Raw genomic sequence first — 26,140 nt, 5'->3', positions numbered from 1 at the left:
GCCAGTGTCGAGATCGGTCAAACGAACAACCCAGACCCCAAAGACATCATCCCCAAGGCCACCGGACCCCCACCACCATCCTCACTGTGTCGAGATGAACCGACCACGCACCTCTCGACACGGTCGCTGCGCGACCTACTCGAGGAGCGTGAAGACACGGTCGCTGCGCGACCTACTCGAGGAGCGTGAGGACACGGTCGCTGCGTGACCTACTCAAGGAGCGTGAGGACACGGTCGCTGCACGACCTACTCGAGGAGCGTGCAGCCTCACGGAGTGAGCAGCACCCGTCCGCGCAATCCACCCTCCCCCACCCGCCGGTACGCCTCAGCGGCGTCGCCAAGCGGATAGCTGGCGGCGACGCGCACGGCCAGCTCACCGGAGGCGCTGCGGCGCAGGAGCTCGGCCAGCCGGGCACCGTCGGTGGTGACCGACACAGCCTGCACGGTGATCTCACGTTCCGGTTGCACCGGCGCGGGCGGGAAGACACCGACGAAGGCGCCGCCGTCGACGATCGCGGACAGCGCACCCTCCTGCAGCGCGGCCGCGTCCAGGACGGCATCGAAGCCGCGCTCCGGCAGCTCGGTGACCAGGTCCACCGGCGTACCGTCCGTCCCAGTGATCCCGGTGACGAACTCCCGGTCGCTCTCCCGGGCCAGCCCGCTGACCCGCCAACCGGCGGCGGCCGCCAGTGCGATCGCATAACCACCGACCGCGCCGGCGGCACCAGTCACCAGCAGCGAGCGGCCATCGGCCGGGCCCAGCAGGTCGAGCGCCTGGGCGGCGGTCAGTGCGTTCAGCGGGATGCTCGCGGCGGCGACCGGGTCGAGCCCGTCGGGCAGCGGCGCGACCGCGGCAGCGGGCAGCACGACCCGGGCAGCCTGGGCGCGAGCCGGGGCCGCCAGGTCGGCGTGCAGACCAGTGACCCGGTCACCGACCGCGAAGCCGTCGACATCGGTACCGACCGCGCTGACCACCCCACTGACGTCCCAACCGAGGCCGACCTCGGCGGGCAGGCCGAACGCCTCGCGCAGCGGGCCGGCGACGACCTGCGCATCGGCGGGGTTGATGCCGGCCGCGGTCACGTCGATGACCACCTCACCGGTTCCCGGTGTCGGATCGGGCAGCTCGACGAGCCGCGGGGTGGTGGTGCCGGAGACGGCGGAGAGGGCATGCATGGTGAAAACTCCTTCGCTGGTTGGAAACCTTGCGACACCCACTATTCGAGTGTTACTCTCTTTTGGGAAGTAGGCACCTGGAAGTGCGTGTGCCACCCGAAGGAGAGCTATGCCGACGAAGACTGCCCAGCAGCGCCGAGCCGACGCCAAGGTGGCCTACGACGCCTACCTCGCCCAGTGCCCCTCGCGGCAACTGCTGGCGCGGATCTCGGACAAGTGGGTGACCCTGATCATCTGTGCGCTCGGCGATTCCGAGACCTCGATGCGTTACTCCGAGCTGGCGCGGCAGATTCCGGGGGTGAGCCAGAAGATGCTCACCCAGACGCTGCGCAGCCTGGAACGCGACGGCCTCGTTGCGCGCACAGTGACCGCCGCGGTACCCCCGCGGGTGGACTACGCGTTGACCCCGCTGGGTCGCTCCTTCCTGGAACCCATCCAGCACATCAAATGCTGGGCCGAGAACCACATGCCCGAGGTCGACCGCGCCCGCGCCGCCTACGACGCCACCCTCACCCAGTAGCGCCCACCACGCTCATCGAGAAGCAGCCCACGCGAAGCGAAGCGGAGCAATGGGCTGCGTGTCGAGATGATTCGCTGAGGCGCACCTCTCGACACGGTCGCTGCGCGACCTACTCGAGGAGCGTGAAGACACGGTCGCTGCTGGGTGGTTCGGGGGGCGATGGGGGCGGAGCCCCCATCTGTTGTGGTTCGGGGGGCGATGGGGGCGGAGCCCCCATCTGTTGTGGTTCGGGGGGCGATGGGGGCGGAGCCCCCATCTGTTGTGGTTCGGGGGGCGATGGGGGCGGAGCCCCCATCTGTTGTGGTTCGGGGGGCGATGGGGGCGGAGCCCCCATCTGTTGTGGTTCGGGGGGCGATGGGGGCGGAGCCCCCATCTGTCGACCTACTCGAGGAGCGTTCCCTCACCTGACGATTTCGCGGTGCCCGGCGTCGATGCGCCGGGTCCAACCGCGGGCATCCAGGTGTTCCAGCAGTGGGATCACCACCCGCCGGGTGGTACCGAGTGCCTGCCGGGCCTGGCTGGTGGTGAATGGCTGCGGCAGCGCGGCCAGTTCGCGCATCGCCCGCGCGGGGGTCTGCGGTGATACCAGCACCAGGTCTCCCAGATCCAGCAGCCGGCCCATTCGCACCGCGGCGGCGGCCTGTTTCGGGCCGATCCCGAGCCGGGTCAGCTCATCGCGTTCGGGTGCCGCGAACGGCTGCACCACAAGCCGCTGCTCCACCTCGGCCACCCCAGCCTCGGCGGCACCCAGATCGGCCTGCGCACCGGGCTGGGCGACCTGCCCGTCGCGATGCTCCAGCCCGGCTGCCCGGGCCAGCGGCCCGATCAACGATCCACTGGGCAGCCCCAGCTCGGTCACCGCAGTGGCCGCCGGCATCCTTGCCTGCAAAGGATTCGCGGCCGTGTACGCCGCCACCACGGCTTTCAGCTGCGCGGTCCAGGTCGCCCACCGATCGGGGTGCACCAGCCAGTCGGCGACCCGGATCGTCGCCACCGGCAGTTCGGTCTCGTCGGCGCCGAGCGCCGCCAGCTGATCGGTGCGCAGCACCTGCCGCCGAGCCAGCTCGCGACCCGCATCGACCCGTTCCGGGGCATCGGCGAGCGCCTCGGCCCGCGCCCTGGCGGCACCGCGGCGCCGCAGCTCCGGCGGGTCAACATCGAGCACCACCGCCCCACCGAGCACCTGCTGTCGGCCCGGGTCGCGCAGCACCAGCCGATCACCGGTGTGCAGCGGCAGCTTTCCCTGCCACTGCAGGCGTACCGCGAGTTCATCCGAACCACCCAACCGGCGTACCCGCACCGGCAGCGCCGCCGTCCCCACATGCATCATCAGCTGCTCCGGTGGCTCCTCTGAGCCCGCATCCAGGCGGGCGTCCACGCTCTCGGTGAGCCACCAACTGCCGGTGGTGAGCACATCACCGCGCCCGAGCCGATCCACCTCCACCCCGCGCAGGTTCACCGCCACCCGGGCCACCGCCCGCGCCTGGCGTACCGGCTCCCCGAGGCTCTGCAGACCGCGGATCGAGGCCCGCAACCCGGCCACCTCGACCTGCTGATCGACCGTCAGGGTGCCTGCCTCCAGGGTGCCGGTGAGCACGGTCCCGGCGCCGCGGATGGTGAACACCCGATCCACCCAGAGCCGGGCCCGGCCCGTCACGTCCGGTTCCGGCAATCCGGCCAGCAGCCGGTCCAGCGCGGCCCGCAACTCGGCCAGCCCTTCGCCGGTGCGCGCGGAGACGCTGACCGCCTCCCACGCACCGAGACCGGCCTCCGCGATCCGCGCACTCGCCTGGGCCAGCGCCGCATCCGGGTCGGCCAGATCGCTGCGGGTGATCACCAGCAACCCGTTGCGGACGCCGAGCGCCCGCAACGCGGCCAGGTGTTCGCTGCTCTGCGCCCGCCACCCCTCGTCGGCGGCGACCACGAACAGCACCGCGGGCGCCGGGCCGACCCCGGCCAAGGTGTTCGCGATGAACCGCTGATGGCCCGGTACATCGACGAAGGCGACCGTCTCACCCGAGTCGAGCAGGGTGTGGGCGAAGCCGAGATCGATGGTCAATCCCCGCTGGTGCTCGATCTCCCAGCGATCGGGATCGGTACCGGTGAGGGCGCGGACCAGCGCCGACTTGCCGTGGTCGACATGGCCCGCGGTGGCGACGACCCTCACCGGGCGCCCCGCGCCGCACCGATCGCGGCGACCAGGTCGGCATCCCGCTCCGGCGGGATGCAGCGTGGGTCCACCAGGCAGCGGCCGCGTTCGATCCGCGCGAGCACCGCGACCGCCCCGGTCCGCAGCGGTTCGGCGTACGCCTCCTCGAGCGCGACCGCCCACCCGGGCAGCGGTACGCCGGGGGCTCCCCCGCCACCGACGTGGCCGATGCTCTCGACCACCTCGACCTGGATGCCGGCGGCCCCCAGTTCAGCGGCCAGCCGGTCGCAGCGCTCCCGCAGCACCCCCGGATCGATTCGCCGCCACTCGGTCACCGGTGCCACAGGGCCGGCCAGCGTCGCCTGCAGGGCCGCCAGGGTGAGCTTGTCGACCCGCAGCGCGCGGGCCAGCGGGTGGCGGCGCAGCCGCTCGATCAGTTCCGCGCGGCCGAGCAGCAGCCCGGCCTGCGGCCCGCCGAGGAGCTTGTCGCCGCTGGCGGTGACCAGGTCGGCGCCGGCGGTGAGTGCACTGGCCGCGTCGGGTTCCTCCGGCAGTGCCGGGTCGTGTTCCAGCAGTCCGGATCCGAGGTCGGCGATGACCGGTACGCCGAGGCCGGCGAGCTCCGGAAGTTCCACGCTGGCAGTGAATCCGGAGACCCAGAAGTTGCTCGGGTGGACCTTGAGGATGCACCCGGTCGCCGGTCCGATCGCGTCGGCATAGTCGTCGAGATGGGTGCGGTTGGTGGTGCCGACCTCGCGGAGCCGGGCCCCGGTGGAGGCGATCAGGTCGGGCAGTCGGAAGCCGTCGCCGATCTCGACCAGCTCCCCGCGGGAGACCACGACCTCCTTGCCGGCGGCGAGTGCGGTGGTCGCCAGGACCAGCGCGGCGGCACCATTGTTGACGACCAGGGCGTCCTCGGCGGCGGGGCAGGCGGCGCGCAGCGCGGCGAGCGTCGCAGCACCGCGGCGGGCGCGGCGTCCGGTGCCGAGATCCATCTCGACATCGGTGTAGCCGCTCGCTGCGATCAGCGCCTCGACCGCTACCGGTGACAGCGGGGCCCGGCCCAGGTTGGTGTGCACCACGATCCCGGTCGCGTTCAACACCGGTCGTGACCGGGGCGGGTCGGCGAGCGCCCGCTCGGCGTGCTCGGCGACCTGCTCGGGCGCGATCCGGCCCTCACGGGCCTCGGCCTGCGCCCGGCGTACCGCATCCCGGGCGGTGACCACACCGAGCCGTTCGGCGGCCTGGCGGATCACCGGCCGGGCCAGCAGGTCGTCGGTACGCGGGATGCGCCGGCGGGGATCACTCACAACTCGCTCCCTTTCTCGGCAGACCGGCCCTTTCTCGGCAACCAGCATCGCAGGGACAGTTGGCGGAGGCGGACGGGAATCGAACCCGCCAGACCGAGGTGCTCGATCTCACCGGTTTTGAAGACCGGGGGGCCCACCAGGAACCCAGACGCCTCCCTGTGCATCCCGCACCCTAGCGCGCCTTCTATGGTGGCTGGATGGATCGCCTCACTTCGTACGCCCACGGCGGCGGTTGCGCCTGCAAGATCCCGCCCGGTGAACTGGAGCAGATGGTCGCCGGACTGACCGGCACCGACTCCCCCGGCCTGGTCGTCGGACTGGACGACGGTGACGACGCAGCCGCGGTGCTGCTCGACCCGAGCGGGGGTGATGGCACGGTGCTCATCTCCACCACCGACTTCTTCACCCCGGTGGTCGACGACCCCTACGACTGGGGCCGGATCGCGGCGGCGAACGCGCTGAGCGACATCTATGCGATGGGTGGTACGCCGCTGCTGGCGATCAATCTGCTCGGTTGGCCGCGCGGGGTGCTGCCCGTCGAGGTGGCGACCGAGGTGCTGCGCGGCGGCATGGACATCTGCCGGCAGGCGAACACCCCGCTCGCCGGCGGCCACAGCATCGACAACCCCGAACCGATCTATGGTCTGGCGGTGACCGGCCGCGGGCACGCCGACCGGTTGCTGCGCAACGATGCCGGACGGCCGGGATCGCCGCTGTCGTTGACGAAACCGATCGGCGTCGGGGTGTTGAACAATCGGCACAAGGCCACCGGTGAGGTGTTCCCCCAGGCCGTCGATTCGATGACCACGCTCAATGCCGACGCCGCCGAGGCGGCCCTGGTCGCCGGCATCGAGGCCGCCACCGATGTCACCGGTTTCGGATTGCTCGGGCACCTCTACAAGCTGTGCCGGGCCTCGGGGGTGGCGGCGGTCATCGACCATGCCGCGGTACCGGTGCTGGCCGGTGCCCGCGAGTCACTGGCCGAGGGCTTCGTCCCCGGCGGCAGCCGGCGCAACCTGGACTGGGTGGCACCCCACCTGTCCTCCGACCTGGGCGAGGAGGAACTGATCCTGCTCGCCGACGCCCAGACCTCCGGCGGCCTGCTGCTCGCCGGTGAGATCCCCGGCGCCCCGGTCATCGGCGAACTGGTACCCGCCGGCGACGGCCCCACCCTGACCATCCGCTGACACTCATCGCGTAGCACACACCCGCTGCATCAGCCGGGCATGACCCCACGCTCATCGAGTAGCTCGGCATGCGCAGCGAAGCGGAGCAATGCCGAGCGTGTCGAGATGACACGAAACTCAGGTGGGCCATTCACCGCCGGGCTGGGTGATGCCGCGGCCCTGTTCGGCGGCGGCCGCGGCGCGGGCGCGCTGCGGGCGTACCGTGTAGCGCGGATCCTTCGCCGAGGTCATCCCGGCATGGAAGATCCCGAATCGGGTCGCCAGCGAACCGCCGACCAGCGCCGCCCCCGACAGCGCCGCGCCGATCCGCGTACCGCCGAAGACCGCGGCCCCGATCGCCCCGGCGGCGGTGAGCACGGTGGCGGTCTTGTGCCAGCGTTTCGCCGGCGGCTGTTCCAGCGGCTCGGCCAGCTCCCCGAGCCGGCGCTTCATCAGTTCACCGACGCCGAGCTCGCAGACCGCTCCGGCGACGGCCAGCTGGCGGACCGCGCCGTTGGTCTCGCTGACCGGCGAGGTGATCATCGACATCCCGGTGCCGGCGGCCAGCGCCGAGGAGACGAAGACGAACGGCAGCTCCCGATAGGACTCGTGCCAGGTCGGTGCGGCGGTGTCGGAGAGCAGCACGGCGGTGTACGCCGCCAGCGGTGGCGCGAAGAACGCCGAGCCCGCGCTGGCCAACCCGTCCGCGACCCCCGCCGCCTTGGCCAGGCCGCTGCCGGGTTGCAACCGGGACCGGACCAGTTCCAGCCCGATGGCGGCACTTGTGAAGGCCCCGAATCCGCTGAGGATCCACGACCCGACCGACATCGGCGAGGTCAGTTTCACCGTCCGCATCATGTTCAGCGCCCGCTCCGGCCGGCCCAGATCGGCAGCCAGAGCCGCTCCCCCGGCCGCGACGGCAGCCAGCGCGGTGATCCGGCTGCGGCTGCGCAGCCGTGGTTTCCCGGTGGCGTGGGCACCGGCGGCGACCAGCCCGGAACCGGCGGCCAGGCCACCGAGGAAGAGGTAGGCCGGGATCGGCCATTCCCACGGCGGCGGCTTGACGATGTTGTGGCCGTAGTAGCTGGTGAACTCGGCCTCCGGCACGGTCGCATTGGGGTCGCCCCGGCGGCCACCACGCTTCCCGTCACCCGGACCGTCGGAGCGCCGCCGGCGTGGGCCGTCGGTCGGCGGGCGGTCCTCGTCGAAGGGCCTTGTGGTCATCGGCGGGCCCCGTTCCCGGCGAACACCGCGAGCACCGCACCCATCAGCACGGTGCCCGCAATCCCTGCCATGGTGAACATCTTGGGCAACACGGCGGTGGGCACGATCGGATCCGGCGGCAGGCCGTAGACTTCGGGCTCGTCCAGCAGCAGGAACACCGACCCGGTGCCGCCGACCCCGTCGTCGGGGTTCGCGCCATAGAGCCGGGCGTCGGTACGCCCCTGGGCGTGCAGTTCGGCCAGCCGTTCGCGGGCCAGCCGGACCATCTCGTCGTGGTCACCGAACTTGATGCTGGTGGTCGGGCAGGTCTGCGCGCAGGCGGGCGTCTGGTCGGCCTTCAACCGGTCGTAGCAGAGCGTGCACTTCTGCGCGACGCCACCGTTGACGGGTTCGGCCCTGCTGCCGTCGGCGAGCTCGACCAGGCCGTCATCGCGGCGGCCGATCACCCCGAACGGGCAGGCACCGACGCAGTAGCCGCAGCCGTTGCAGACGTCGGCCTGCACCACGACCGTGCCGAACTCGGTGCGGAACAGCGCACCGGTCGGGCAGACATCAAGACAACCGGCGTGGGTGCAGTGCTTGCAGACATCGGAGCTCATCAGCCAGCGCACCGGGGGCAGGGTGTCGTCGGGGTCGGCCAGCGCGGTCGGTGCCGAGCTCAGCCCGGGTTCCCGCGCCGCCGCCCCGGACAGATCGGGCGGCTCGGCGAGCGCCGAGGCGGGTTCGGTGCCGCGGACGCTCGGCATGCCGAGATCGACCGCGCCGCTGCGCCGGGCCTTCGCGATCTCCTCGGGCCCCTGCTCGATGAAGGCCACATGCCGCCAGGTGTCGGCACCCAGATGTCCGGTGTTGTCATAGGACTGGTTCGCCCAGCTGAGCACCCCGCCGAACATCGGCCGGCCCTCGGTGCGGACCGGGACGTGGTTCCACTCCTTGCACGCCACCTCGCAGGCCTTGCAGCCGATGCAGATCGAGGTGTCGGTGAAGAATCCCTTGCGGGATTCGGTTCTCGTCCACCCGGCATCGGTGGCCGGGTTGGTCGGCCCGGACAGCTGCCGCTTCCAGAAGCCCATCAGCCTTCTCCTGTCCTTTCACCGTCCAGTGCTGTGCTGTCGCCGGCCGGATCGACCTGTTCACCGGCCTCGCCCTGCAGTTCCCCGAGCAGTTCGAGGACGCCCTTGCCCTGCGGTCGGCGCCCCGGCCGGATGTCACACATCCCGACCTTGGACTCCTGGATCTGCACATTCGGATCGAGCACGATCCCCAGCAGGTCGTTGGCGGCGTCACCGCTGACCACCGCCCGGTCGCCGACCCCCCAGTGGTAGGGCAGGCCGATCTGGTGCACCACCCGCCCACCGGAGGTCACCGGGGTCATCCGGTCGGTGACCTCGACCCGGGCTTCGACCACCGCGCGCGGGCTGATGATCGTCGCCCAGCCACCGGACTCGAGACCGCGTTCCTCGGCCAGTTCCGGCGACACCTCGCAGAAGAACTCCGGCTGCAGTTCCGACAGGTAGGGCAGGAAGCGGCTCATCCCACCGGCGGTGTGGTGCTCGGTGAGCCGATAGGTGGTGAACACATACGGGAACACCTCCACCGCCCGCCGGTTGTTCACGAACTGGTTGTCGGGTCGCTTGAAGACCTCCTTGGCCGGGTTGCTCTGCTGGCCGTAGAGAGGGTTCTGCACCGGCGACTCGGCCGCCTCGTAGTGGGTCGGCAGCGGGCCGTCCACCAGGCCCTTCGGCGCGAACAGCCAGGCCTTTCCATCGGCCTGCATGATGAACGGGTCGTCACCGTCCAGTGCCTCCGGGCCGCCCCGGCCCTCGCCCTTGGTGCCGGGCGCCAGGGTGGCCGGGAAGTCGGGCACGTCGGGCCCGACCCAGCGTCCCTGCTCCGCATCCCACCAGATCAGCTTCTTCCGTTCGCTCCAAGGATTTCCGTCCGGATCGGCGGAGGCCCGGTTGTAGAGGATGCGGCGGTTCGCCGGCCACGCCCAACCCCATTCGGAGGCGATCTCGTCCTGCTCCCGACCGGGCTTGCGCCGGTTCGCCTGGTTCACGTCGTCGGCGAACACCCCGGTGTAGATCCAGCAGCCACCCATGGTGGAACCGTCGGCCTTCATCTCGGTGTACGCCGAGAGCAGCTGTCCGGCCTTCTCCCCGCTCAGGTGCCGACCGTTGATCTCCTGCAGCACCGCCTCGGGGATGATCTCGCCGTGCTCGTCGACCGGGTAGTCCCAGGTCAGCTCCAGCAGGCCGCGGTCGCGGGGATCGGTGGAGCCGGCCAGCTTCTCCCGGATCCGCTGTCCGAGCAGGTGGAAGAACTGCAGTTCGCTCTGCGCGTCACCCGGTGGTTCGACCGCCTTTTCCCGCCACTGCAGCAATCGCTGGGTCTGGGTGAAGGTGCCGGCCTTCTCCACATGGCTCGCCGCGGGCAGGAAGAACACCTCGGTGCCGATGTCCTCGGTGACCAGTTCACCGGTGGCGATCTCGGGGCCGTCGGCCCAGAAGGTGGCGGTCTCGATCAACCGCAGATCGCGCACCACCAACCACTTCAGATGTGCGAGCGCCTTGCGCTGGATCCGGCTGTGCGCCGATCCGACCGCCGGGTTCTGGCCCATCACGAAGTAGCCGTCGACCTTGTCATCGAGCATCGACAAGGTGGTCTGGTAGGTGCCGTGCGCACCGGTCAGCCGCGGCAAATGGTCGTAGCCGAAGTCGTTGTCGGCGGTCGCGTGATCGCCCCACCAGGCCTTCAACAGGTTGATCGCGTACGCGTCGGCGTTCGCCCAGTATCCCTTCTGCACCTTGGATCCCGCGGCCTGCAGGTATTCCTCCAGGGTGTCCTGCTTGCCGGCGAACGGCATCGGCAGGTAACCGGGCAGCAGGTTGTAGAGGGTGGGGATGTCGGTGGAGCCCTGGATCGAGGCGTGCCCGCGCAGCGCCATCACCCCGCCGCCGGGGCGGCCCATGTTGCCGAGCAGCAGCTGCAGGATGCAGGCGGTCCGGATGATCTGGGCACCGTCGCTGTGCTGGGTCCAGCCCACCGCATAGCAGAACGACGCCGTGCGCTCCCGACCCGAGTTGCTGGTGAGCGCGTCGGCGAGATAGCGGAAGTCCTCGACGCTGATGCCGGCGACCTCGGCGACCATCTCCGGGGTGTAGCGCTGGTAGTGCCGCTTGAGCCGCTGCAGCACGCACCGCGGATCGGTCATCGTCTCGTCGCGGATCACCTGGGTGTGATCGAGGGCGGGGCCACCCGAACCGTGCGACTCGCCGTGCGAGGCGTCGCCGATGCTGTCCCCGTGATCGGCCCAGGCGTCCCCGGTCTGCACCCCGTCGTCGGCCGGTTTTGCGGCATCCTCGGGAGAGGCGTACGCCCAGGTGGTCGGGTCGTAGGCCTTCAGCTCCTCATCGAAGCCGGAGAACAACCCGTCCAGATCCTCGGTGTCCTGATAGGCCTCGTTCACCAGGGCCGCCGCGTTGGTGTAGTGCTGCACGTAGTCGTGGAAGTACAGCTCGTTGCTGAGCACATGGTTGATCAGTCCGCCGAGCAGGGCGATGTCGGAACCGACCCGGATCGGGATGTGCCGATCCGCCTGCGCCGAGGTGCGGGTGAACCGCGGGTCGACGTGGATCAACCGGGCGCCGCGCTGCTGCGCCTCGGTCACCCACTGGAAACCGACCGGATGGCACTCCGCCATGTTGGAGCCCATCACGACGATGCAGTCAGAGTTCTTCAGATCCTGCAGCGATTGGGTGGCGCCGCCGCGCCCGAACGAGGTCCCCAGACTGGGAACCGTGGCGGAGTGTCATATCCGGGCCTGGTTCTCGATCTGGATCGCCCCGGCAGCGGTGAACAACTTCTTGATGAGGTAGTTCTCCTCATTGTCCAGCGTCGCGCCGCCCAGTCCGGCGATGCCCATGGTGCGGTTCAACCGGCGACCGGAATCGTCGGTGTCCTGCCAGTTGTTGCGCCGGGCCTCCAGGAACCGGTCGGCGACCATGTCGATCGCCCGCTCCAACGGCAGCGGCTCCCACTCGGTGCCGTGCGGGCGGCGGTAGAGGACGGTGGTCTGCCGGTTGGGCGCGTTCACCAACTGCTCGCTGGCAGAACCCTTCGGGCACAACCGACCGCGGCTGATCGGCGAGTCGGGGTCACCCTCGATCTGGGTCACCTGACCGTCGCGGACGAACACCCGCTGTCCGCAACCGACCGCGCAGTAGGGGCAGACGCTGCGCGCGACGTGGTCGGCGGTCTCGGTCCGCGGGGTGAGTTCGCGGGTGTGCGGGCTCGTCACCGCGGCACCGCGACCCAGGGGATCACCGCTGGCGAACTGGCGCAGCACCGGCCAGCTCAGCATCACCTTGCCCAGCTTCATCCGCACACCTCCTTCTGTCCGTCAGACCTTACGCAATACCCGAGCGGTGCGGCACACCCGGTCCGGGCGCGCCGCGTGGGGCGTACGCCCGCCGGGCCAGCAGCACGACCACGACGAGCGCCGGGACGAACCAGCCGGACCAGCCGAGCAGGGTCCCCTGGAGGGTGTCGACCGGCCTGCCGGGAGCGGCGAAGACGATGATCGCCGAACCGAGCAGGGCGTTCATCACCCCGTGTCCGTAGGCCGCGGGCCATACCGATCCCGAGCGTTGGCATACCCACGCCAGGGCGCCGTTAATCAGCACGCACATGCCGCACATGGCGATCAGGCCCAGCACCGGATGCAGCGGATAGTTGTAACCCAGCAGGACGATCGGGGCGTGCCACAGCCCCCAGATCACCCCGCCGAGCAGCACCGCGCCAGTCGCGCCGACACGTTCCTGCAGGCGCGGGAAGAGGAAGCCGCGCCAGCCGATCTCCTCCCCCGCCGCCGGGACCGTGTTGATCGCCCCGTTCAGCAGTGCCGAGAGCAGCGTGATCACCCCGAGCAGGTACACCGGCAGGCCGGGTGGCAGACCGGGCAGCCCGGCGATCCCGCCCATCGATGGATCGAACGGGAACCGGCCGAGCAGCGTCGAGGTGGCCAGGCTGGCGAAGACGAACAGATAGATGACCGCCGCGGCGAGCCCGAGCCAGACCAGGAATCGGGTCGGTGGCTGGACCAGCCGGAGCCGCAGCACGTCCAGCAGTTCGCGCCAATTGCGGCGCTCGACCAGCTTCAGCATCAGCACCGCCGCGATCGCCGGGGTGAACATCATCGCGACCACGCAGACCAGCGCATAGGGCGCACCGAGCTGCCGGGGGTCGAGCCACAACGGGAGGCAGATCAACCAGGCCAGGGCGTACGCCAGGGCGACGAAGACACCGATCGACAGCCAGCCGCGGTTCACCGCTCCTCCCGGGAGATCCGGGCCAGCCCGCTGCGCACCGGCAGCACGGTGGCGGCGAGCTCGGTCACCACCGGCGCGGCGAACACCAGCGGCCCCAGCCAGACGCGGGCTGCCGTGGGTTCCCGGTGCGCACGCAACCCGACCCACAGCACGGTGTCCGTGGTGGCGGCCACCGAGGCGGCCAGGGCCGGGCGGACCAGTACCGCGTCCTCGTCGGTGCCCGGGAGCCAGGCCCAGCCGGCCGCGGCGACGGCCACCGCGGAAGGGGCCAGCAGCCAGCGACGGTCGACCCAGCCGGTGACCCGACCGGCCGGGTCGAAGCGCGCGGGGACCCGATCCCCGACCCGCCAGGATCGCGCGGCGGCGACCACCGTGACCGTGGCCAACACGCCCGGCATCGTCTGCTGGAGCAGGCGGACACCGGCGGGGATCGCTGCCAGCACGTCGCGATCCGCGTCATCGGGTCGCAGCCAGCCGAGCCGGACCGCGAGCGCACCGACGTTGAGCCGCCACCCCAACCCGAGGGCGCGGGGCACGAACAGTCGAGGATCGGCCGGATTCCACACCCGGGCCAGCGTGGCCCGGCCCAGGCCGAAACCGCCCCAGCGACGGGATCGGCGGCCGAGTTGCTCGCTCAGGTTGGCGGCGTACACCTCGGGGGGACCCAGCTCGTCGGCGGTGACCGCACCGTCGCCGAGCAGGTCATCGAGATCGCTGAGCGCCTGTCGGCGATCCGCCGCGCGGATGCCCCGAAGGTGCCCGGAAACGGCACGGGTGTAGGGATTCATCGCTCCTCCAGGAGTTCATCGACCGAGCGGACCAGGGTCGCCCAGGACCGTTCCAGGCGGGCCAACTGCTGCCGGCCGGCGCGGGTGAGGGTGTAGTACTTGCGCGGCGGGCCGCTGGGTGATTCCTGCCAGCTGGTGTCCACCCAACCGGCGGTACGCAGCCTGGTCAGCAGCGGATAGAGGGTGCCCGCGCTGGCGGCCAGCCCCTCGCTGTCGGCCAGCGCCTCGGCGAGCTCACCGCCGTAGTGCGGTCGCCTACGCAGCAGCGCCAGCACCGCGAGCTCCAGCACTCCCTTGCGGAGCTGGGACAGATCCGCGGATCCATCGTTCGACCTGGCGGTCATCGCGCCACCTTTGTCCGACCTAGTACCTTGTCATGCAAGGTACTAGGCGATGCATCATCACGCAAGGGTACGGATCGGGCCTCAGAGCGCGGCGTACCCCGGGTCGATCTGGGTGCTGCGGATCTCCTCGGCGACCTGCCAGGGCAGGAAGGCCGCCTCGATGGAGTTCCGGGTGACGGCGTACAGCTCGCCTGCACCCCAGCCGAAAGCCTGTGCCAGTTGGAAAAGCTCGTTGCTGAGCGTGGTGCGGCTCATCAACCGGTTGTCGCAGGAGACGGTGATCGTGAAACCGAGATCGGCGAGCGGTTTGATCGGGTGGTCGGCGTACGCCTCGGCGATCCCGGTCTGCAGGTTGGAGGTCGGGCAGACCTCGAGCGGGATCCGGCGGTCCCGGACGTAGGCGGCGACCGGGCCGAGCACCGCCTCGTCACCGGTGCGGTCGATGTCCTCGATGATCCGGACGCCGTGGCCGAGCCGCTGCGCACCCTGCACCAGCGCATCGCGCACCGAGTCCACCCCGGCCGCTTCGCCGGCATGGATGGTGACCCGGCCCAGCTGCTCGCGGATCAGGTCGAAGGCGGCGGCATGGTTGCGCGGCGGGAAACCGTCCTCGGGGCCCGCGATGTCGAAGCCGGCGACCAGATCATCGGCATGCTCGAGGCCGAGCTCGGCGACCTCGGTGGAGGTGTTCGCCTGCCGCATCCCGGTGACCAGCTGCCGCACGGTGATCTGCCGGCCGGCCGCGGCCGCCTCGGCGACCCCCTCGCGCAGCCCCTCGCCGACCGCGTGGATCGCCTCGGTCATGGACATCCCGGCCTTCGTGTGCTGCTCCGGCGCCCAGCGCGCCTCGGCGTACACCACCCCGTCGGCGGCCTGGTCGACGACGAACTCGCGGGCCACCCGGCGCAGATCCTCGGGACGCTGCAGCACCGCGATGGTGTGGTCGAAGGTCTCCAGGTAGCGGACCAGCGTCCCGGAGTCGGCGGCCTCGAAGAACCAGTCGGCGAGTGCGTCGGCACTGTCGGCGGGCAGCGGGTGCCCGATCTCGGCGGCGATCTCCAGCACGGTCTGGGCGCGCAGGCCGCCGTCGAGATGGTCGTGCAGGGCCACCTTGGGCAGCGCGCGGATGGTTTCCAGATCAAGCTGAGCCATGTCCGACATTCTTCCGCGCCGCTGCCCGCCGCGCGAATCGGTGCGGCACGCCGAGGCGGAACTGCTGTTCGTGTTCCGTGGCGCGACCAAAGCGCCCAGCAACAACCGTCATCCCTGGCCAGCCGAGCAACCCGCGCTCCCGCCTGCCGCGCGAATCCGCTCAGCGCTCGGCGCGCCCCGCGACCCGGTCCAGATCGGCGACGCCGAAGGCCTGCGGCAGCACCACGGTCATCGGCTGTACGCCCTCAGGGGTGTCCACCAGCAACTCCGGGCCACCGTGCTCCCAGAGCAGCTGCCGGCAGCGCCCACAGGGCATCAGCAACTCCCCCTGCCCGTCGGTGCAGCTGAACGCGACGAGCCGGCCGCCGCCGCCGGCGATGAGCTCCGAGATCAGTCCGCACTCGGCGCACAGGGTCACCCCGTAGGCGGCGTTCTCCACATTGCAACCAACCACGATCCGGCCGTCGTCGACCAGCGCGGCCGCGCCGACCGGGAAACTCGAATAGGGGGCGTACGCCCGCTGCGCGACCTCACGCGCCCGGCGGCGCAATTCGGCCCAGTCGGGCTCATTTGTCATAGGGCACCCCATCGGCGGCGGGTGCGCGGACCCGGCCGATCAGCCCGGCGACAGCGATCACCGTCGCCACATAGGGCAGCAGCTCCAGGAACTGGCTCGGTACCGGGGTGCTCAGCGACTGCATCTGGGAGGCCATCTGGGTGACGAAGCCGAAGAACAGCGCCATCACCGCCGCCCAGACCGGGTGCCAGCGGCCCATGATCAGCGCGGCCAGGGCGATGAAGCCCTTGCCCACGGTGAAATCCTTGGCGAACGAACCGGTCGAGCCGATGGTGAAGAAGGCACCGCCCAGGCCGGCGAAGATGCCGCCGACGATGACCGCCTGGTAGCGCATCGCGCGCACCTTGATGCCGACGGTGTCGGCGGCCTCGGGGTGCTCACCGACGGCCCGCACCCGTAGCCCCCAGCGGGTGCGGTAGAGCAGGAACCAGACCAGGATCACCGAGGCGACGGCGAGATAGGCCAGCACCGTCTGCCGGAACAGGATCGGCCCGAGGAACGGGATCTGGGCCAGCCCGGGGATCTCGATCGGGGTCATGATCGGGGCGCTGTTCAGCGACCCGGAATCGGGTTGCACCAGCTGGTCGAACAGGAAGCCGGTCAACCCCGCGGCGAGCAGGTTGATCACCACACCGAGGACCACCTGATCGACCAGGTATTTGATCGAGAAGATCGCCAGCAGCGCGGCCATCAGCATCCCGGCGAGCACCGCACCGACCATCGCGGCGGGGATCGACTGGGTGATCGAGCCGACCACCCCGGCGGCGAACGCGGCGGTCAGGAACTGGCCCTCGATCGCCACGTTGACCACCCCGGCGCGTTCACAGAGCACACCCGCCAGGGCGCCCAGGATCAGCGGGGTGGCCAGGTTCAGGGTGCCGTTGAACTGGTTGCTCATCGGGAACGGCAGATCCCGCCCGGAGGCGGCCCAGGTGATGAACCCCAGCACCACAGCGATCCCGGCGACCGCGCCGAGCAACCGGCGTACCCGCACCGGCATCCGCCCGCCGAACAGCAGCACCGCGGCGATCAGACAGAGCAGCGCGCAGACCAGCACCACCGGCATCCCGGGCAGCGAGATCTCCGGCAGCTGGACCTCGTCGAAGGCGTCGCTGAGGGCGAAGCGGGCGGTGCCCGAGGCGTTGAACGCCAGCCCGAGCAGCAGCAGCCCGACGACCGCGATCAGCACACTGGTGGAGATCCGCTGGGCGCGGGCCTGCCGCGACTCGCCCCGGTGCGGGGCCTCGGTCGGCTGGGTCTCGATGCTGGTGCTCACTGCAGCGCTCCTGCCTGCGCGGCCCCGGCGACCGGGCGGGTACGCCGCCCCTTCAGCCAGGGGAAGACGGTTCGGACCAGGCCCGGTGCGGCGACGAACAGCACGATCAGCGCCTGCAGCAGGGTGGTCAGGGTGAGGGGGGTGCCCGCCATCGACTGCATCGCCAACCCGCCGGCGTGCAGACCGCCGAACAGCAATCCGGCGAGCACGATGCCGAGCGGGCGCGAGCGGCCCAGCAGGGCGACGGTGATCGCGTCGAAGCCGACGGTGCCGACCAGGCCCGCGGACAGCGGCACCGGCGTGCCCGCGACACCCGGGGCGAGGGCATACATCACCCCGGCCAGACCGGCCAGCGCACCGGCCAGGGTCATGGTGATCGTGGTGGTGCGGGCGACGCTCATCCCGGCGGTGGCGGCGGCGTGCGGGTTCTGCCCGACGGCCCGGATCGCGAAGCCGGTGGTGGAGCGGTCCAGCAGCCACCAGACGGCGACGGCGGCCAGCAGGGCGATGAAGAATCCCAGGTGCAGTTGGGATCCCTCGAGCCTGGGCATGGTGGCGTTCCAGTCGACGATCGGTGAGATCGGGTCGGTCCGGCCGGGTCGCTGGAAGGCCGGGGTGGTCAGCAGCCACTCCAGCATCTTGGCGGCGATGTAGTTCATCATGATCGTCACGATCACCTCGTGCGCACCGGTCCGCGCCTTGAGGACGCCGACGATGCCGCCCCAGATCGCGCCACCGAGCATGCCGAAGGCGATCGCCACGACCAGATGGATGACCGGTGGCAGGTGCCAGCCGAAACCGGCGTACGCCCCGAGCGTGGCACCCCAGATGGCCTGGCCCTGGGCGCCGATGTTGAACAGGCCGGCGCGGAAGGCGAGCCCGACACCGAGGCCGGCGCAGATCAGCGGCGCGGCCTGGGCGGTGGTCTCGGTGATCGGACCCCAGCCACCGAGGGCACCGACGAAGAGGGCACCGTAGGCGCCGGAGACCTTCTCCCAGGAGGCGGCGAGCGCGTCACCGGGGCGATAGATCAGGTAGCTCCACTTCGTCATCACCTCCGCATCGGAGACGATCATCACGATCGCACCGACCACGAAGGCCATCACGAAGGCGACCGCGGTGGTGATGATCTCGGTCCAGGCGGTCCGGGTGCTGCGGCGCCTCGCCGGCTGGTTCGGCCGCTTCCCCTGGTCCGGCGTCGTTTCGGGGGCAGTGGTGCTCACCGCAGCTCCTTCTCTCCCTGGCTCTGTGCGACGGCCTGTTCCGGTGGCGCCCCGGCCATCATCAGGCCGAGGGTCTCGCGGCTGGTCCACGGCGGCACGATGCCGACGATCCGGCCGCGATACATCACCGCGATCCGGTCGGCCAGTGCGGCGACCTCGTCGAGTTCGGTGGAGACGATGATCACCGCGGTGCCGTTGTCCCGCTCCTCGACGATCCGCTGGTGCAGGAACTCGATCGCGCCGACATCGACACCGCGGGTGGGCTGGGAGGCGATCAGCAGCGACAGCGGCCGGGACAGTTCGCGGGCCAGCACCACCTTCTGCTGGTTGCCGCCGGACAGCGAACCGACCGGGGTGTCGATCGACTGGGTGCGGATGTCGAACTCCGCCACCCGCTCGTCGGCGTTGCTGCGGATCTTCTTCAGCTGCAGGGAAAGCCCACGGGCGAAGGGTTTCTCGTCGAAGCTGTTCAGCACCAGGTTCTCGGCGACACTGAAGGAGGACACGAAGCCGTCGTGCTTGCGGTCCTCGGGGACGAATCCCATGCCCGCGTCGATGGTCTGCCTGGGAGTGGCCCGGGTGATGTCGCGGCCGTCCAGCCGGACGCTGCCTCCGGTGACCGGCACCGTACCGATGAGGGCCTCGGCCAGCTCGGTCTGCCCGTTGCCCTGGACCCCGGCGATGCAGAGGATCTCCCCACCGCGGACGTCGAAGCTGATGTCGTCGACCATCACCTGACCGCTCGGGCTGAGCACCTGCAGGTCCTGCACCTGCAGGCGCACCTCGGTCTCCTGGGGCGGTTCCTTGTCCACGGTGAGCTGCACCGCGCGGCCGACCATCAGTTCGGCCAGCTCGGCCTCGGAGGCGTCCGGGGCGGCCTCGCCGACGACCTTGCCGCGCCGGATCACGGTGATCCGGTCGGCGACCGCGCGGACCTCGCGGAGCTTGTGGGTGATGAACACGATCGCCCGGCCCTCACTCTTCAGCCGCTGCATCACCGCCATCAGTTCGTCGATCTCCTGCGGGGTGAGCACGGCGGTGGGTTCGTCGAAGACCAGGTACTTGGCGTCGTTGGCCAGGGCCTTGAGGATCTCCACGCGCTGCTGCACACCGACCGGCAGGTCCTCGACGACGGCGTCGGGGTCGACGTCGAAGCGGTACTCATCGGCGAGTTCGCGGACCTGGGAGCGCGCGGCCCGCATGTCCAGGGTGCCGAAGCCGCCCTGTTCGCGGCCCAGCGCGAGATTCTCGGCGACGGTGAAGACGTCGACGAGCATGAAGTGCTGGTGCACCATGCCGATCCCGGCGGCCATCGCCTGGCGCGGGTTGCTGAACGAGTGCGCGGTGCCGTCGACGAGGATCTCACCCTCATCGGGTTGCAGCAGCCCGTAGAGCACGTTCATCAGGGTGGATTTGCCCGCGCCGTTCTCCCCGAGCAGGCAGTGGATCTCACCGGGGCGGATGGTCAGGTCGACGGAGTCGTTGGCGACCAGGTCACCGAATCGTTTGGTGATGCCGACCAGTTGCAGGCCCTCACCGGGGCCGGTGGTCGGGTCAGTGTCCTGTGGGTCGGTGTGGGGCACGGAGGCATCCTTGCAGCAGAACCGTTGTGGGTCGAGGGCCGGACCGGGTCGGGCCCGAGGCTGGTCCACGTGGTACGCGGGGCAGGAGACCTGGTCTCCTCCCCCGCGTACCCGCGTGTCGATCAGTCGGTGATCACTTGGGCTGGCTGGCCGATTCGATCTTGATCTTGCCGGCCTGGATGTCGGCGGACAGCTGCTGCACCTCGGCCTTGGTCTCGGCGCTGACCTTCGACTCGAAATCGTTGTAGGGCGCGAGCTTGGTGCCCTCGTTGGCCAGGTTGCCGACGTAGGGATCGGCCTTGAAGCTGCCTTCCTTGCCGGCCTTGATGGCCTCGAACACGGCGACGTCCATGCCCTTCTCCACCGAGGTGACGATCGACTTGCAGTAGTTCTGCGCGGACACGCAACCGTCGGTGTCGACCCAGATCGCGCTGACCCGGCCACCGGAGGCCTGGGCGACCTGGAGGCCACCCTCACCGGCGGGGCCGGCGACCGGCAGGATCACATCGGCGCCCTGGGAGACCAGGTTGGTCGCGGTCTGCTTGCCGCCGTTGACGTCCTCGAAGGACCGCTCACCGGGGATGAACTGGCCGTCCTGCTTGGCGGCGTCCCAGCCGAGCACCTGGACGTTCTTGCCCTTGGCCTGGTTGTACTGAGCGACGCCCTGGGCGAAGCCGTCCATGAAGATGGTCACGGTCGGGATCTTCTTGCCGCCGAAGGTGCCGACCTTGCCGGTCTTGGACTGGGAGGCGGCGACGTAACCGGCGAGGAAGGAGCTCTCGGCGGTGTTGAAGACCAGCGGCTTGAGGTTGGTCAGCGTGTCCTCGGGCTGGGAGTCGACGATGGCGAAGTTGACGTTCGGATTCGCCTTCGCGGCGGCGACGGTGTCATCGGCGAGCAGGAAGCCGACGGTGACGATCATGTTGCAGTTGGCGTCGACCATCGACTTGATGTTCTTGGCGAAGTCCGCGGTGGTGGTGGACTCGACCTGCCCGGTCTCGATGCCGAGCTGGTTCTTGGCGTCGGTCAGACCCTTGTAGGAGGTCTGGTTGAACGACTTGTCGTCGAAACCGCCGGAGTCGGAGACCATGCAGGCCTTGTAGCCCGAGCCGCCCGGGGCCTGGCTGGCGGCGCCGCCGGGAGCGGCGGTCCCTCCCTCACCCGGGGGCTTCGCGCAACCACCGAGAGCGAGGGCGGCGGCACCCAGCAGTGCCGGTACGGCCAGAAGGGTCTTGCGAGTCACGATGTTGCCTCCTCGGGGCGTTCGGATGAGGTACGCCGTCGGCGACCGTGACGACTGTAACCCTGCGGCCACCCGTCCTTCGCCCCCCAGCCACCCGCGCGCCACCGGCGGTTACCGAAGCGTAATCATCGGCCCCCGGCTCACCGCCTCACCAGTCACACCCGTCACAGTGCCCACGCGCCCTACCCACGTTCCCCGAGTAGCACCGCAGGCGGAGCGCAGCGGAGCAATGCGGTGCGTGTCGAGGGGCACCCCCACCAGGACACTCACCCATCCAGCGCCGCCGCCAGCTCGAACCGCGCGGTGACCAGCGAGGGCCCGTACCAGGTCAACGCCCGCCCGGACAGCAGCACCGTCGGCAGATCCGGGAAGTCACCGGGCCCGTCGTCGGCGCTGAAGGCGTACGGCTCGTCGGGCAGCAGTACCCGGTCCGGCCGCAACGCGTGCAGCTCGTCGAGTTCGGCGTGCGGATAGCGGCCGGGGCCCGGGGTGAGCACGCGGACCCCCAGCCGGGCCAGCAGGTCGGCGGTGAAGGTGTCGGCACCGACCACCATCCACGGGTTCTTCCAGATCGGTACCACCGCGGTCCCCCGGTCCGCCGCGGGTTCGGCCCAGGCGGCCTCGGCGGCCCGCAACCAGTCGGGTACGCCGAGCCCGAGGGCCTGGGTGATCAGCCGGCGCAGCGAGGCGTACGCCTCCTCGAGGGTCTCGATCCGCGTCACCCAGACCGGGATGCCGGCCTCGCGGAGCCGCCGCACGTCGAGCTCGCGGTTCTCCTCCTGATTGGCCACCACCAGCTCGGGGGCGAGTTCGCGGATCACCGCCAGGTCGGGATTCTTGGTGCCGCGGACCCGGCGTACGCCGAGCGTGTCCAACTCGGCCGGATGGGTGCACCAGTCGGTCACCCCGACCAACCGATCCACCGCGGTGGCGGCCAGCGCCTCGGTCAAGGAGGGCACCAGGGAACAGATCCGCCGCACCGGGCCGGTGAGCGGGACGTCGGCACCGAGATCGTCGGCCGGCATCTCAACCGCCACGTCCCGGCAGCCAGCCGTTGTCGGTGGCGACCCGGACCGCCTCACCGCGATTGGCGACACCGAGTTTGCCGATGATCGCGGAGAGATGGTTGCGCACCGTGCCCTCGGACAGGAACACCCGGTGCGCGATGGTGGCCGTGCCACCACCCGCGGCGGCCGCGGTGAGCACCTCGATCTCGCGGTCGGAGAGCGGATTCGGCCCGGCGGACAGGCTGGCCGCGGCGAGCTCGGGATCGACCGCGCGGAGGCCGCCGTGCACCCGGCGGATCGCCTCGACCAGCTGCTCCACCGGGGCGTCCTTGACCAGGTAACCGACCGCACCGGCCTCCATCGCCCGGCGCAGCCAGCCGGCCCGGCCGAAGGTGGTCACCATGATCACCCGGGTCTCGGGCAGGTCGGCGAGCAGCGCGGCGGTGGTGGCGATGCCGTCGACCAGCGGTGGCTCCCCCGGCATCTGGACATCCATCAGCACCAGATCGGGGCGGTGTTCGAGCGCGAACCGGTACGCCTGTTCGCAGTCCCCCGCCTGGGCGACCACCGCCAGGTCCGGTTCCAGGTCGAGCATCGTGGCCAGCGCATTGCGCACCATCGCCTGGTCGTCGGCCAGCAGCAGCCGGATCATCCTCGTCCTCCGATCCGGGCCTCGACCGTCGTGCCCTCACCACCGGTGACGGTGAGGGTGCCGCCGGCCTGTTCCACCCGCTCCCGCAGACCGCGCAATCCGTTTCCTGGTTGGCCTTTCAGCCCGCCGCCGTTGTCATGGATGCGTACGCCGTCCTCGGCGAGTTCGATCTCGCACCATTCGGCCCCGGAGTGCCGGACCACATTGGTGACCGCCTCGCGGACCACATAGCCGAGCAGTTCGCTGCTGGCCTCATCGGTGAGTGCGGCGGCGGTGGTCACCCGGCATTCGATGCCGGCGGCCCCGAGCACCGACCGCGCGCTCGCGGTCTCGCTCGCCAGGCGCACCTCGCGGATCCCGGACGCGGTCGCACGCACCTCGGTGAGGGCCTGCCGGGCCAGCCGTTCGACCTCGGCCATCTCGGTCACCGCCGCCACCGGGTCGCGCTCGGCGATCCGGGCGGCCAGTTGCGCCTTGATCGCCACCGCCGTCAGCGAGTGACCGAGGATGTCGTGCAGGTCGCGGCCGATCCGCTCCCGCTCCGCCGCCACCGCCAGCACCGCATTGCGCGCTTCGGCCTGCACCAGTTGCTCGCGAAGTTCCGACTGCCGGATCGCCAGCGCGATCCAGATCCCGAACGTCCCACCCATCAGGGCGATCGAGACCGCCAGCCAGTCCCGGGCGAGCAGTGCGGTCGCGACCAGCACGACGGTGAGCACCGGGATGGCCAACCGGGTCACTCGCCAACCGAGCAGGGTGGCCAGCGGGATCATCACATAGGGCGTGAAATAGGTCGCGCCGACACCGAGCAGCGGAATGAAGGCCGCGACCCCGGCTGCCAGCAGGAACACCCAGAGCACCCGGATCCGGAACGGAAGTTCAAGCACCAGAGGGATCGCGAGATACAGCGCAGCGATCACGATGCTGACCCCGGTGACCCCGGCGCGGTACGGCCGTCCGGTTTCGGTGGTCCACGCGGGCACCAGCGCGAAGCCGAGGAAGACCAACCCACCGGCGTACATCGGCAGCCCGTTCTCGATCGCCCGGTGCCACAACCGGGACGTCCGGGAACCGCCTGGGTACGCCGGATCGGTCATCGCCTCGAGCTCCGCACGGCCCGACGGTACCCCAGCACGCCGAGCACGGCGAGGCCGAGCAGCCACACACCCAGCACCAGGACGCCGCGGGTCGGGAAGTCTCCGCCGAGGACGGGCCAGTTCGCGATCGTGTTCATCCAGTGGGTGGGCATGGCCTCCGCGAGCCGCCGCATCGACTCCGGCATCTGGCTCACCGGCACCCAGAGCCCACCGAGCATCGACAGCGCGAGCAGCAGGATCGTGGACAGGGCACCAACGGTGCTGGGTGCGAACCACAGGGCGATCACCACACCGAGGACCACCATCGGCAGCAGCGTGATCCAGATGAGCACGCCGATCAGCAACCACTGGGTGGCCGGCAGGCGTACCCCGGTGAGGAATCCGCAGACGAAGACCGCGATGATCGCGGGCAGCACCTGCACCATCGCGCCGACGATCTTTCCGGTCAGGAATCCCGCCGGGGTGAGCCCGCTGAGCATCAATTGCCGGAACCAGCCGGTGCGCCGCTCCACCTGGAGCTGGGCGCCGGCGCTGATCGCGGCACCGAACGCACCGTAGATCGCCATCGCGATCATCATCAGCGTGCGGACGTCGGTGGCACCGGCCGGGAGGTCGCCGAAGATCTGGGAGAACATCAGATACAGCCCGACCGGCATGGCGATGGTGAAGACCAGGAAGCCCACCTGCCGCATCGATACCGCCAGATTGCTGCGCAGATAGTTGCCGGTGACGGCGAGGGTGGTCATCGCGGATCTCCTTCGGTGGTGAGGGTTTCGTCGGTGAGCCGGAGGAAGGCGTCCTCCAGGCTGACCGTCTCGATGTCGATCTCGCTGGCCGGATGCGGGCTGGCCAGCAGCGCCCGGAGGGTGGCATCGGAATCGGTGCTGTGCAAGCGGATCCGATCACCCGACCGGGTCATCCCGGTCACCCCGGCCAGTGCGCCGAGTTCGGCGGAATCCTCACCCAGGAAGGTGATCGCGCGACCGGCGACCTGCTGCTTGATGGCCGCGCCGGTGTCGTCGGCGACGACCCGGCCGCGCGCCATCATGATGATCCGCTCGGCGAACTCGTCGGCCTCGTCGAGATAGTGGGTGGCGAAGACGACGGTCCGCCCGCTCGTGGCGACCTCGCGCATCTGCGCCCAGAACTCCCGGCGGGTGCCGACATCCATCGCCACGGTGGGTTCGTCGAGCAGCAACAACCGCGGGTCGGGCAGGATCGCCAGCGCGAACCGGACCCGCTGGGCCTGGCCGCCGGAGAGTTTCTCGGTGCGGGTGGCGAGGATGTCGGCGATGCCGGCGCGTTCGACCACTTCGGTCACCGGCAGTGGGTGGGTGTGCAGACCGGCCATCATCTGCAGCAGGCCGCGCACCGTGACACCTTCGAGCAAGGGGCCGCTCTGCAGCATCGCCCCGACCTCGCCGCGGCGTACCGCCTCGACCGGATCGCCGCCGAAGATCTCGATCGTGCCGGCATCGGGGGTGCTGAGCCCGAGAATCATCTCGGTGGTGGTGGACTTGCCGGCCCCGTTCGGACCGAGCAGGGCGACCACCTGGCCGGCGGGAATCGTCAGGTCGAGGTGATCCACCGCGGTGAGGGTGCCGAAGCTCTTGGTGAGCCCACTGGTGCGTATCGCGTCGTTCATGTCTCCAGCGTGCTGGTGGGCGGGCTCGGGCCACCAGCACTCGCCGTCACGATCCGCCGATGACAAAAGTCAGCCCGCCCCTGCCCCCGGGCCGCGATCCATCGAATCCTGAGTGCATCTCCCTCCCCCTGGAGGGAGCGCGGAATGCAGCCAGGATTCGATGGATCGCCGATGGGGGGCACGCCCGGGGGGGCCGACAAAAAGAACAGCGGGCAGACCCCGGAGGGTCTGCCCGCTGTCAACGAGCCGGGTGGCTCACTTCTTCTTGGCGGCCTTCTTGCCGGCCTTGGAGTCGGCCACGGTCGCCTTGAACTGGGTGGCCGGCTTGAAACCGGGGACGGAGGTCGCGGCGATCTTGATCTCCGCACCGGTCTGCGGGTTGCGACCGGTACGCGCGGAACGCTCGCGCTTCTCGAAGGTGCCGAGGCCGGGGATGGCCACGCGGTCACCCTTGGCAACCGAGGCAGCAATGGCGTCGACCAGGGCGCCGAGCGCCTTGTCGGCAGCCGCCTGGCTGATCTCGGCCTGGGCGGCCATGGCTTCCAGGAGTTCCTTCTTGGTCATTGGTGTCCTTCTCTCGGGAGCTTCCGTTGCTGTTTCAGCGTAGGGATATCGGCCCGGGCGCACGTGCGACACGCCGCTGACAACTGGGTTGCGCGTCGATTCTGCAGGGTTTTC

23 protein-coding genes and 1 tRNA gene are annotated in these 26,140 nt (G+C 70.3%); 2 read left to right on the top strand and 22 right to left on the bottom strand.

Annotated features, from left to right (window positions below; all coding sequences use genetic code 11):
* Positions 1 to 267: 267 nt before the first annotated feature.
* Positions 268 to 1,176: an alcohol dehydrogenase catalytic domain-containing protein gene (locus C8D81_RS19785; RefSeq protein ID WP_094431586.1), complete on the bottom strand. Its 909-nt coding sequence runs from the start codon at positions 1,174 to 1,176 to the stop codon at positions 268 to 270.
* Positions 1,177 to 1,285: 109 nt separating this feature from the next.
* Between C8D81_RS19785 and C8D81_RS19780 the strand changes: the two genes are divergently transcribed.
* On the top strand, positions 1,286 to 1,696 hold the full coding sequence (locus C8D81_RS19780; protein WP_094431584.1) for a winged helix-turn-helix transcriptional regulator: 411 nt from the start codon (positions 1,286 to 1,288) through the stop codon (positions 1,694 to 1,696).
* A gap of 400 nt (positions 1,697 to 2,096) precedes the next feature.
* Here the strand turns inward: C8D81_RS19780 and selB are convergent, their stop codons facing one another.
* The 3 genes from selB to C8D81_RS19765 form a co-directional block, all read right to left on the bottom strand.
* Entirely contained in the window at positions 2,097 to 3,863 is a 1,767-nt protein-coding gene (gene selB / locus C8D81_RS19775; protein ID WP_094433377.1) for a selenocysteine-specific translation elongation factor, read from the bottom strand.
* The gene (gene selA, locus C8D81_RS19770) at positions 3,860 to 5,155 is read right to left on the bottom strand and encodes an L-seryl-tRNA(Sec) selenium transferase (protein WP_229119714.1); all 1,296 of its coding nucleotides are present in this window, start codon (positions 5,153 to 5,155) and stop codon (positions 3,860 to 3,862) included. The genes selB and selA overlap by 4 nt, the downstream gene beginning before the upstream one ends.
* Before the next feature lie 60 nt (positions 5,156 to 5,215).
* Positions 5,216 to 5,311 (bottom strand) — tRNA-Sec (locus tag C8D81_RS19765).
* 41 nt (positions 5,312 to 5,352) lie between these two features.
* Between C8D81_RS19765 and selD the strand changes: the two genes are divergently transcribed.
* Positions 5,353 to 6,342 (top strand): selenide, water dikinase SelD, encoded by a 990-nt coding sequence (gene selD, locus C8D81_RS19760; RefSeq protein ID WP_094433373.1) that lies wholly within the window; start codon positions 5,353 to 5,355, stop codon positions 6,340 to 6,342.
* 117 nt (positions 6,343 to 6,459) lie between these two features.
* Here the strand turns inward: selD and nrfD are convergent, their stop codons facing one another.
* The 18 genes from nrfD to C8D81_RS19665 form a co-directional block, all read right to left on the bottom strand.
* Complete coding sequence (gene nrfD, locus C8D81_RS19755) at positions 6,460 to 7,545, bottom strand: NrfD/PsrC family molybdoenzyme membrane anchor subunit (protein ID WP_094433371.1); 1,086 nt, start codon at positions 7,543 to 7,545, stop codon at positions 6,460 to 6,462.
* On the bottom strand, positions 7,542 to 8,618 hold the full coding sequence (locus C8D81_RS19750) for a 4Fe-4S dicluster domain-containing protein (RefSeq protein WP_094433369.1): 1,077 nt from the start codon (positions 8,616 to 8,618) through the stop codon (positions 7,542 to 7,544). The genes nrfD and C8D81_RS19750 overlap by 4 nt, the downstream gene beginning before the upstream one ends.
* Positions 8,618 to 11,926, bottom strand: a complete 3,309-nt coding sequence (fdh, locus tag C8D81_RS19745; protein ID WP_267489876.1) for a formate dehydrogenase — start codon at positions 11,924 to 11,926, stop codon at positions 8,618 to 8,620. The genes C8D81_RS19750 and fdh overlap by 1 nt, the downstream gene beginning before the upstream one ends.
* A gap of 28 nt (positions 11,927 to 11,954) precedes the next feature.
* Positions 11,955 to 12,875 (bottom strand): CPBP family intramembrane glutamic endopeptidase, encoded by a 921-nt coding sequence (locus tag C8D81_RS19735; protein WP_094433363.1) that lies wholly within the window; start codon positions 12,873 to 12,875, stop codon positions 11,955 to 11,957.
* Complete coding sequence (locus C8D81_RS19730) at positions 12,872 to 13,663, bottom strand: DUF5808 domain-containing protein (protein ID WP_094433360.1); 792 nt, start codon at positions 13,661 to 13,663, stop codon at positions 12,872 to 12,874. Before C8D81_RS19730 ends, C8D81_RS19735 begins: the two co-directional genes overlap by 4 nt.
* Entirely contained in the window at positions 13,660 to 14,007 is a 348-nt protein-coding gene (locus C8D81_RS19725; RefSeq protein ID WP_094355593.1) for a PadR family transcriptional regulator, read from the bottom strand. The genes C8D81_RS19730 and C8D81_RS19725 overlap by 4 nt, the downstream gene beginning before the upstream one ends.
* An 81-nt stretch (positions 14,008 to 14,088) precedes the next feature.
* Positions 14,089 to 15,159, bottom strand: a complete 1,071-nt coding sequence (locus C8D81_RS19720; protein ID WP_094433401.1) for an adenosine deaminase — start codon at positions 15,157 to 15,159, stop codon at positions 14,089 to 14,091.
* Positions 15,160 to 15,319: 160 nt separating this feature from the next.
* Entirely contained in the window at positions 15,320 to 15,736 is a 417-nt protein-coding gene (locus C8D81_RS19715; protein WP_094433358.1) for a cytidine deaminase, read from the bottom strand.
* Positions 15,726 to 17,012, bottom strand: a complete 1,287-nt coding sequence (locus tag C8D81_RS19710; protein ID WP_229117999.1) for an ABC transporter permease — start codon at positions 17,010 to 17,012, stop codon at positions 15,726 to 15,728. Before C8D81_RS19710 ends, C8D81_RS19715 begins: the two co-directional genes overlap by 11 nt.
* Complete coding sequence (locus tag C8D81_RS19705) at positions 17,009 to 18,115, bottom strand: ABC transporter permease (protein ID WP_094355756.1); 1,107 nt, start codon at positions 18,113 to 18,115, stop codon at positions 17,009 to 17,011. The genes C8D81_RS19710 and C8D81_RS19705 overlap by 4 nt, the downstream gene beginning before the upstream one ends.
* 116 nt (positions 18,116 to 18,231) lie before the next feature.
* On the bottom strand, positions 18,232 to 19,818 hold the full coding sequence (locus C8D81_RS19700) for an ABC transporter ATP-binding protein (RefSeq protein ID WP_094433356.1): 1,587 nt from the start codon (positions 19,816 to 19,818) through the stop codon (positions 18,232 to 18,234).
* Between the two features lie 133 nt (positions 19,819 to 19,951).
* Complete coding sequence (locus tag C8D81_RS19695) at positions 19,952 to 21,061, bottom strand: BMP family lipoprotein (RefSeq protein ID WP_172421995.1); 1,110 nt, start codon at positions 21,059 to 21,061, stop codon at positions 19,952 to 19,954.
* A 266-nt stretch (positions 21,062 to 21,327) separates the two neighbouring features.
* On the bottom strand, positions 21,328 to 22,086 hold the full coding sequence (locus C8D81_RS19690) for a helical backbone metal receptor (protein ID WP_094433354.1): 759 nt from the start codon (positions 22,084 to 22,086) through the stop codon (positions 21,328 to 21,330).
* Between the two features lies 1 nt (position 22,087).
* Positions 22,088 to 22,720, bottom strand: a complete 633-nt coding sequence (locus C8D81_RS19685) for a response regulator transcription factor (RefSeq protein ID WP_094355601.1) — start codon at positions 22,718 to 22,720, stop codon at positions 22,088 to 22,090.
* A complete protein-coding gene (locus C8D81_RS19680; RefSeq protein WP_094433352.1) occupies positions 22,717 to 23,817 on the bottom strand; it encodes a sensor histidine kinase in 1,101 nt (366 codons plus the stop codon). Before C8D81_RS19680 ends, C8D81_RS19685 begins: the two co-directional genes overlap by 4 nt.
* Complete coding sequence (locus C8D81_RS19675) at positions 23,814 to 24,563, bottom strand: ABC transporter permease (RefSeq protein WP_094433350.1); 750 nt, start codon at positions 24,561 to 24,563, stop codon at positions 23,814 to 23,816. The genes C8D81_RS19680 and C8D81_RS19675 overlap by 4 nt, the downstream gene beginning before the upstream one ends.
* Positions 24,560 to 25,462: an ABC transporter ATP-binding protein gene (locus tag C8D81_RS19670; protein WP_133626654.1), complete on the bottom strand. Its 903-nt coding sequence runs from the start codon at positions 25,460 to 25,462 to the stop codon at positions 24,560 to 24,562. Before C8D81_RS19670 ends, C8D81_RS19675 begins: the two co-directional genes overlap by 4 nt.
* Positions 25,463 to 25,717: 255 nt before the next feature.
* Positions 25,718 to 26,026, bottom strand: a complete 309-nt coding sequence (locus tag C8D81_RS19665) for an HU family DNA-binding protein (RefSeq protein WP_094355605.1) — start codon at positions 26,024 to 26,026, stop codon at positions 25,718 to 25,720.
* Between the last annotated feature and the right edge of the window lie 114 nt (positions 26,027 to 26,140).

The organism is Enemella evansiae (genome assembly GCF_004362375.1).
GTDB lineage: Bacteria > Actinomycetota > Actinomycetes > Propionibacteriales > Propionibacteriaceae > Enemella > Enemella evansiae.
This window is presented reverse-complemented; position numbering and strand designations above follow the sequence as displayed.

Bases quoted from the DNA above. Each gene is read 5' to 3' on its own strand.
- C8D81_RS19705 (WP_094355756.1), bottom strand. From the start codon at position 18,115: ATGGCCTTCGTGGTCGGTGCGATCGTGATGATCGTCTCCGATGCGGAG.
- C8D81_RS19715 (WP_094433358.1), bottom strand. From the start codon at position 15,736: ATGACAAATGAGCCCGACTGGGCCGAATTGCGCCGCCGGGCGCGTGAG.
- C8D81_RS19680 (WP_094433352.1), bottom strand. From the start codon at position 23,817: ATGACCGATCCGGCGTACCCAGGCGGTTCCCGGACGTCCCGGTTGTGG.
- C8D81_RS19670 (WP_133626654.1), bottom strand. From the start codon at position 25,462: ATGAACGACGCGATACGCACCAGTGGGCTCACCAAGAGCTTCGGCACC.
- C8D81_RS19780 (WP_094431584.1), top strand. From the start codon at position 1,286: ATGCCGACGAAGACTGCCCAGCAGCGCCGAGCCGACGCCAAGGTGGCC.
- selD (WP_094433373.1), top strand. From the start codon at position 5,353: ATGGATCGCCTCACTTCGTACGCCCACGGCGGCGGTTGCGCCTGCAAG.
- C8D81_RS19685 (WP_094355601.1), bottom strand. From the start codon at position 22,720: ATGATCCGGCTGCTGCTGGCCGACGACCAGGCGATGGTGCGCAATGCG.
- C8D81_RS19725 (WP_094355593.1), bottom strand. From the start codon at position 14,007: ATGACCGCCAGGTCGAACGATGGATCCGCGGATCTGTCCCAGCTCCGC.
- C8D81_RS19720 (WP_094433401.1), bottom strand. From the start codon at position 15,159: ATGGCTCAGCTTGATCTGGAAACCATCCGCGCGCTGCCCAAGGTGGCC.
- C8D81_RS19750 (WP_094433369.1), bottom strand. From the start codon at position 8,618: ATGGGCTTCTGGAAGCGGCAGCTGTCCGGGCCGACCAACCCGGCCACC.
- C8D81_RS19675 (WP_094433350.1), bottom strand. From the start codon at position 24,563: ATGACCACCCTCGCCGTCACCGGCAACTATCTGCGCAGCAATCTGGCG.
- C8D81_RS19665 (WP_094355605.1), bottom strand. From the start codon at position 26,026: ATGACCAAGAAGGAACTCCTGGAAGCCATGGCCGCCCAGGCCGAGATC.
- nrfD (WP_094433371.1), bottom strand. From the start codon at position 7,545: ATGACCACAAGGCCCTTCGACGAGGACCGCCCGCCGACCGACGGCCCA.
- C8D81_RS19730 (WP_094433360.1), bottom strand. From the start codon at position 13,663: ATGAATCCCTACACCCGTGCCGTTTCCGGGCACCTTCGGGGCATCCGC.
- C8D81_RS19785 (WP_094431586.1), bottom strand. From the start codon at position 1,176: ATGCATGCCCTCTCCGCCGTCTCCGGCACCACCACCCCGCGGCTCGTC.
- C8D81_RS19690 (WP_094433354.1), bottom strand. From the start codon at position 22,086: ATGCCGGCCGACGATCTCGGTGCCGACGTCCCGCTCACCGGCCCGGTG.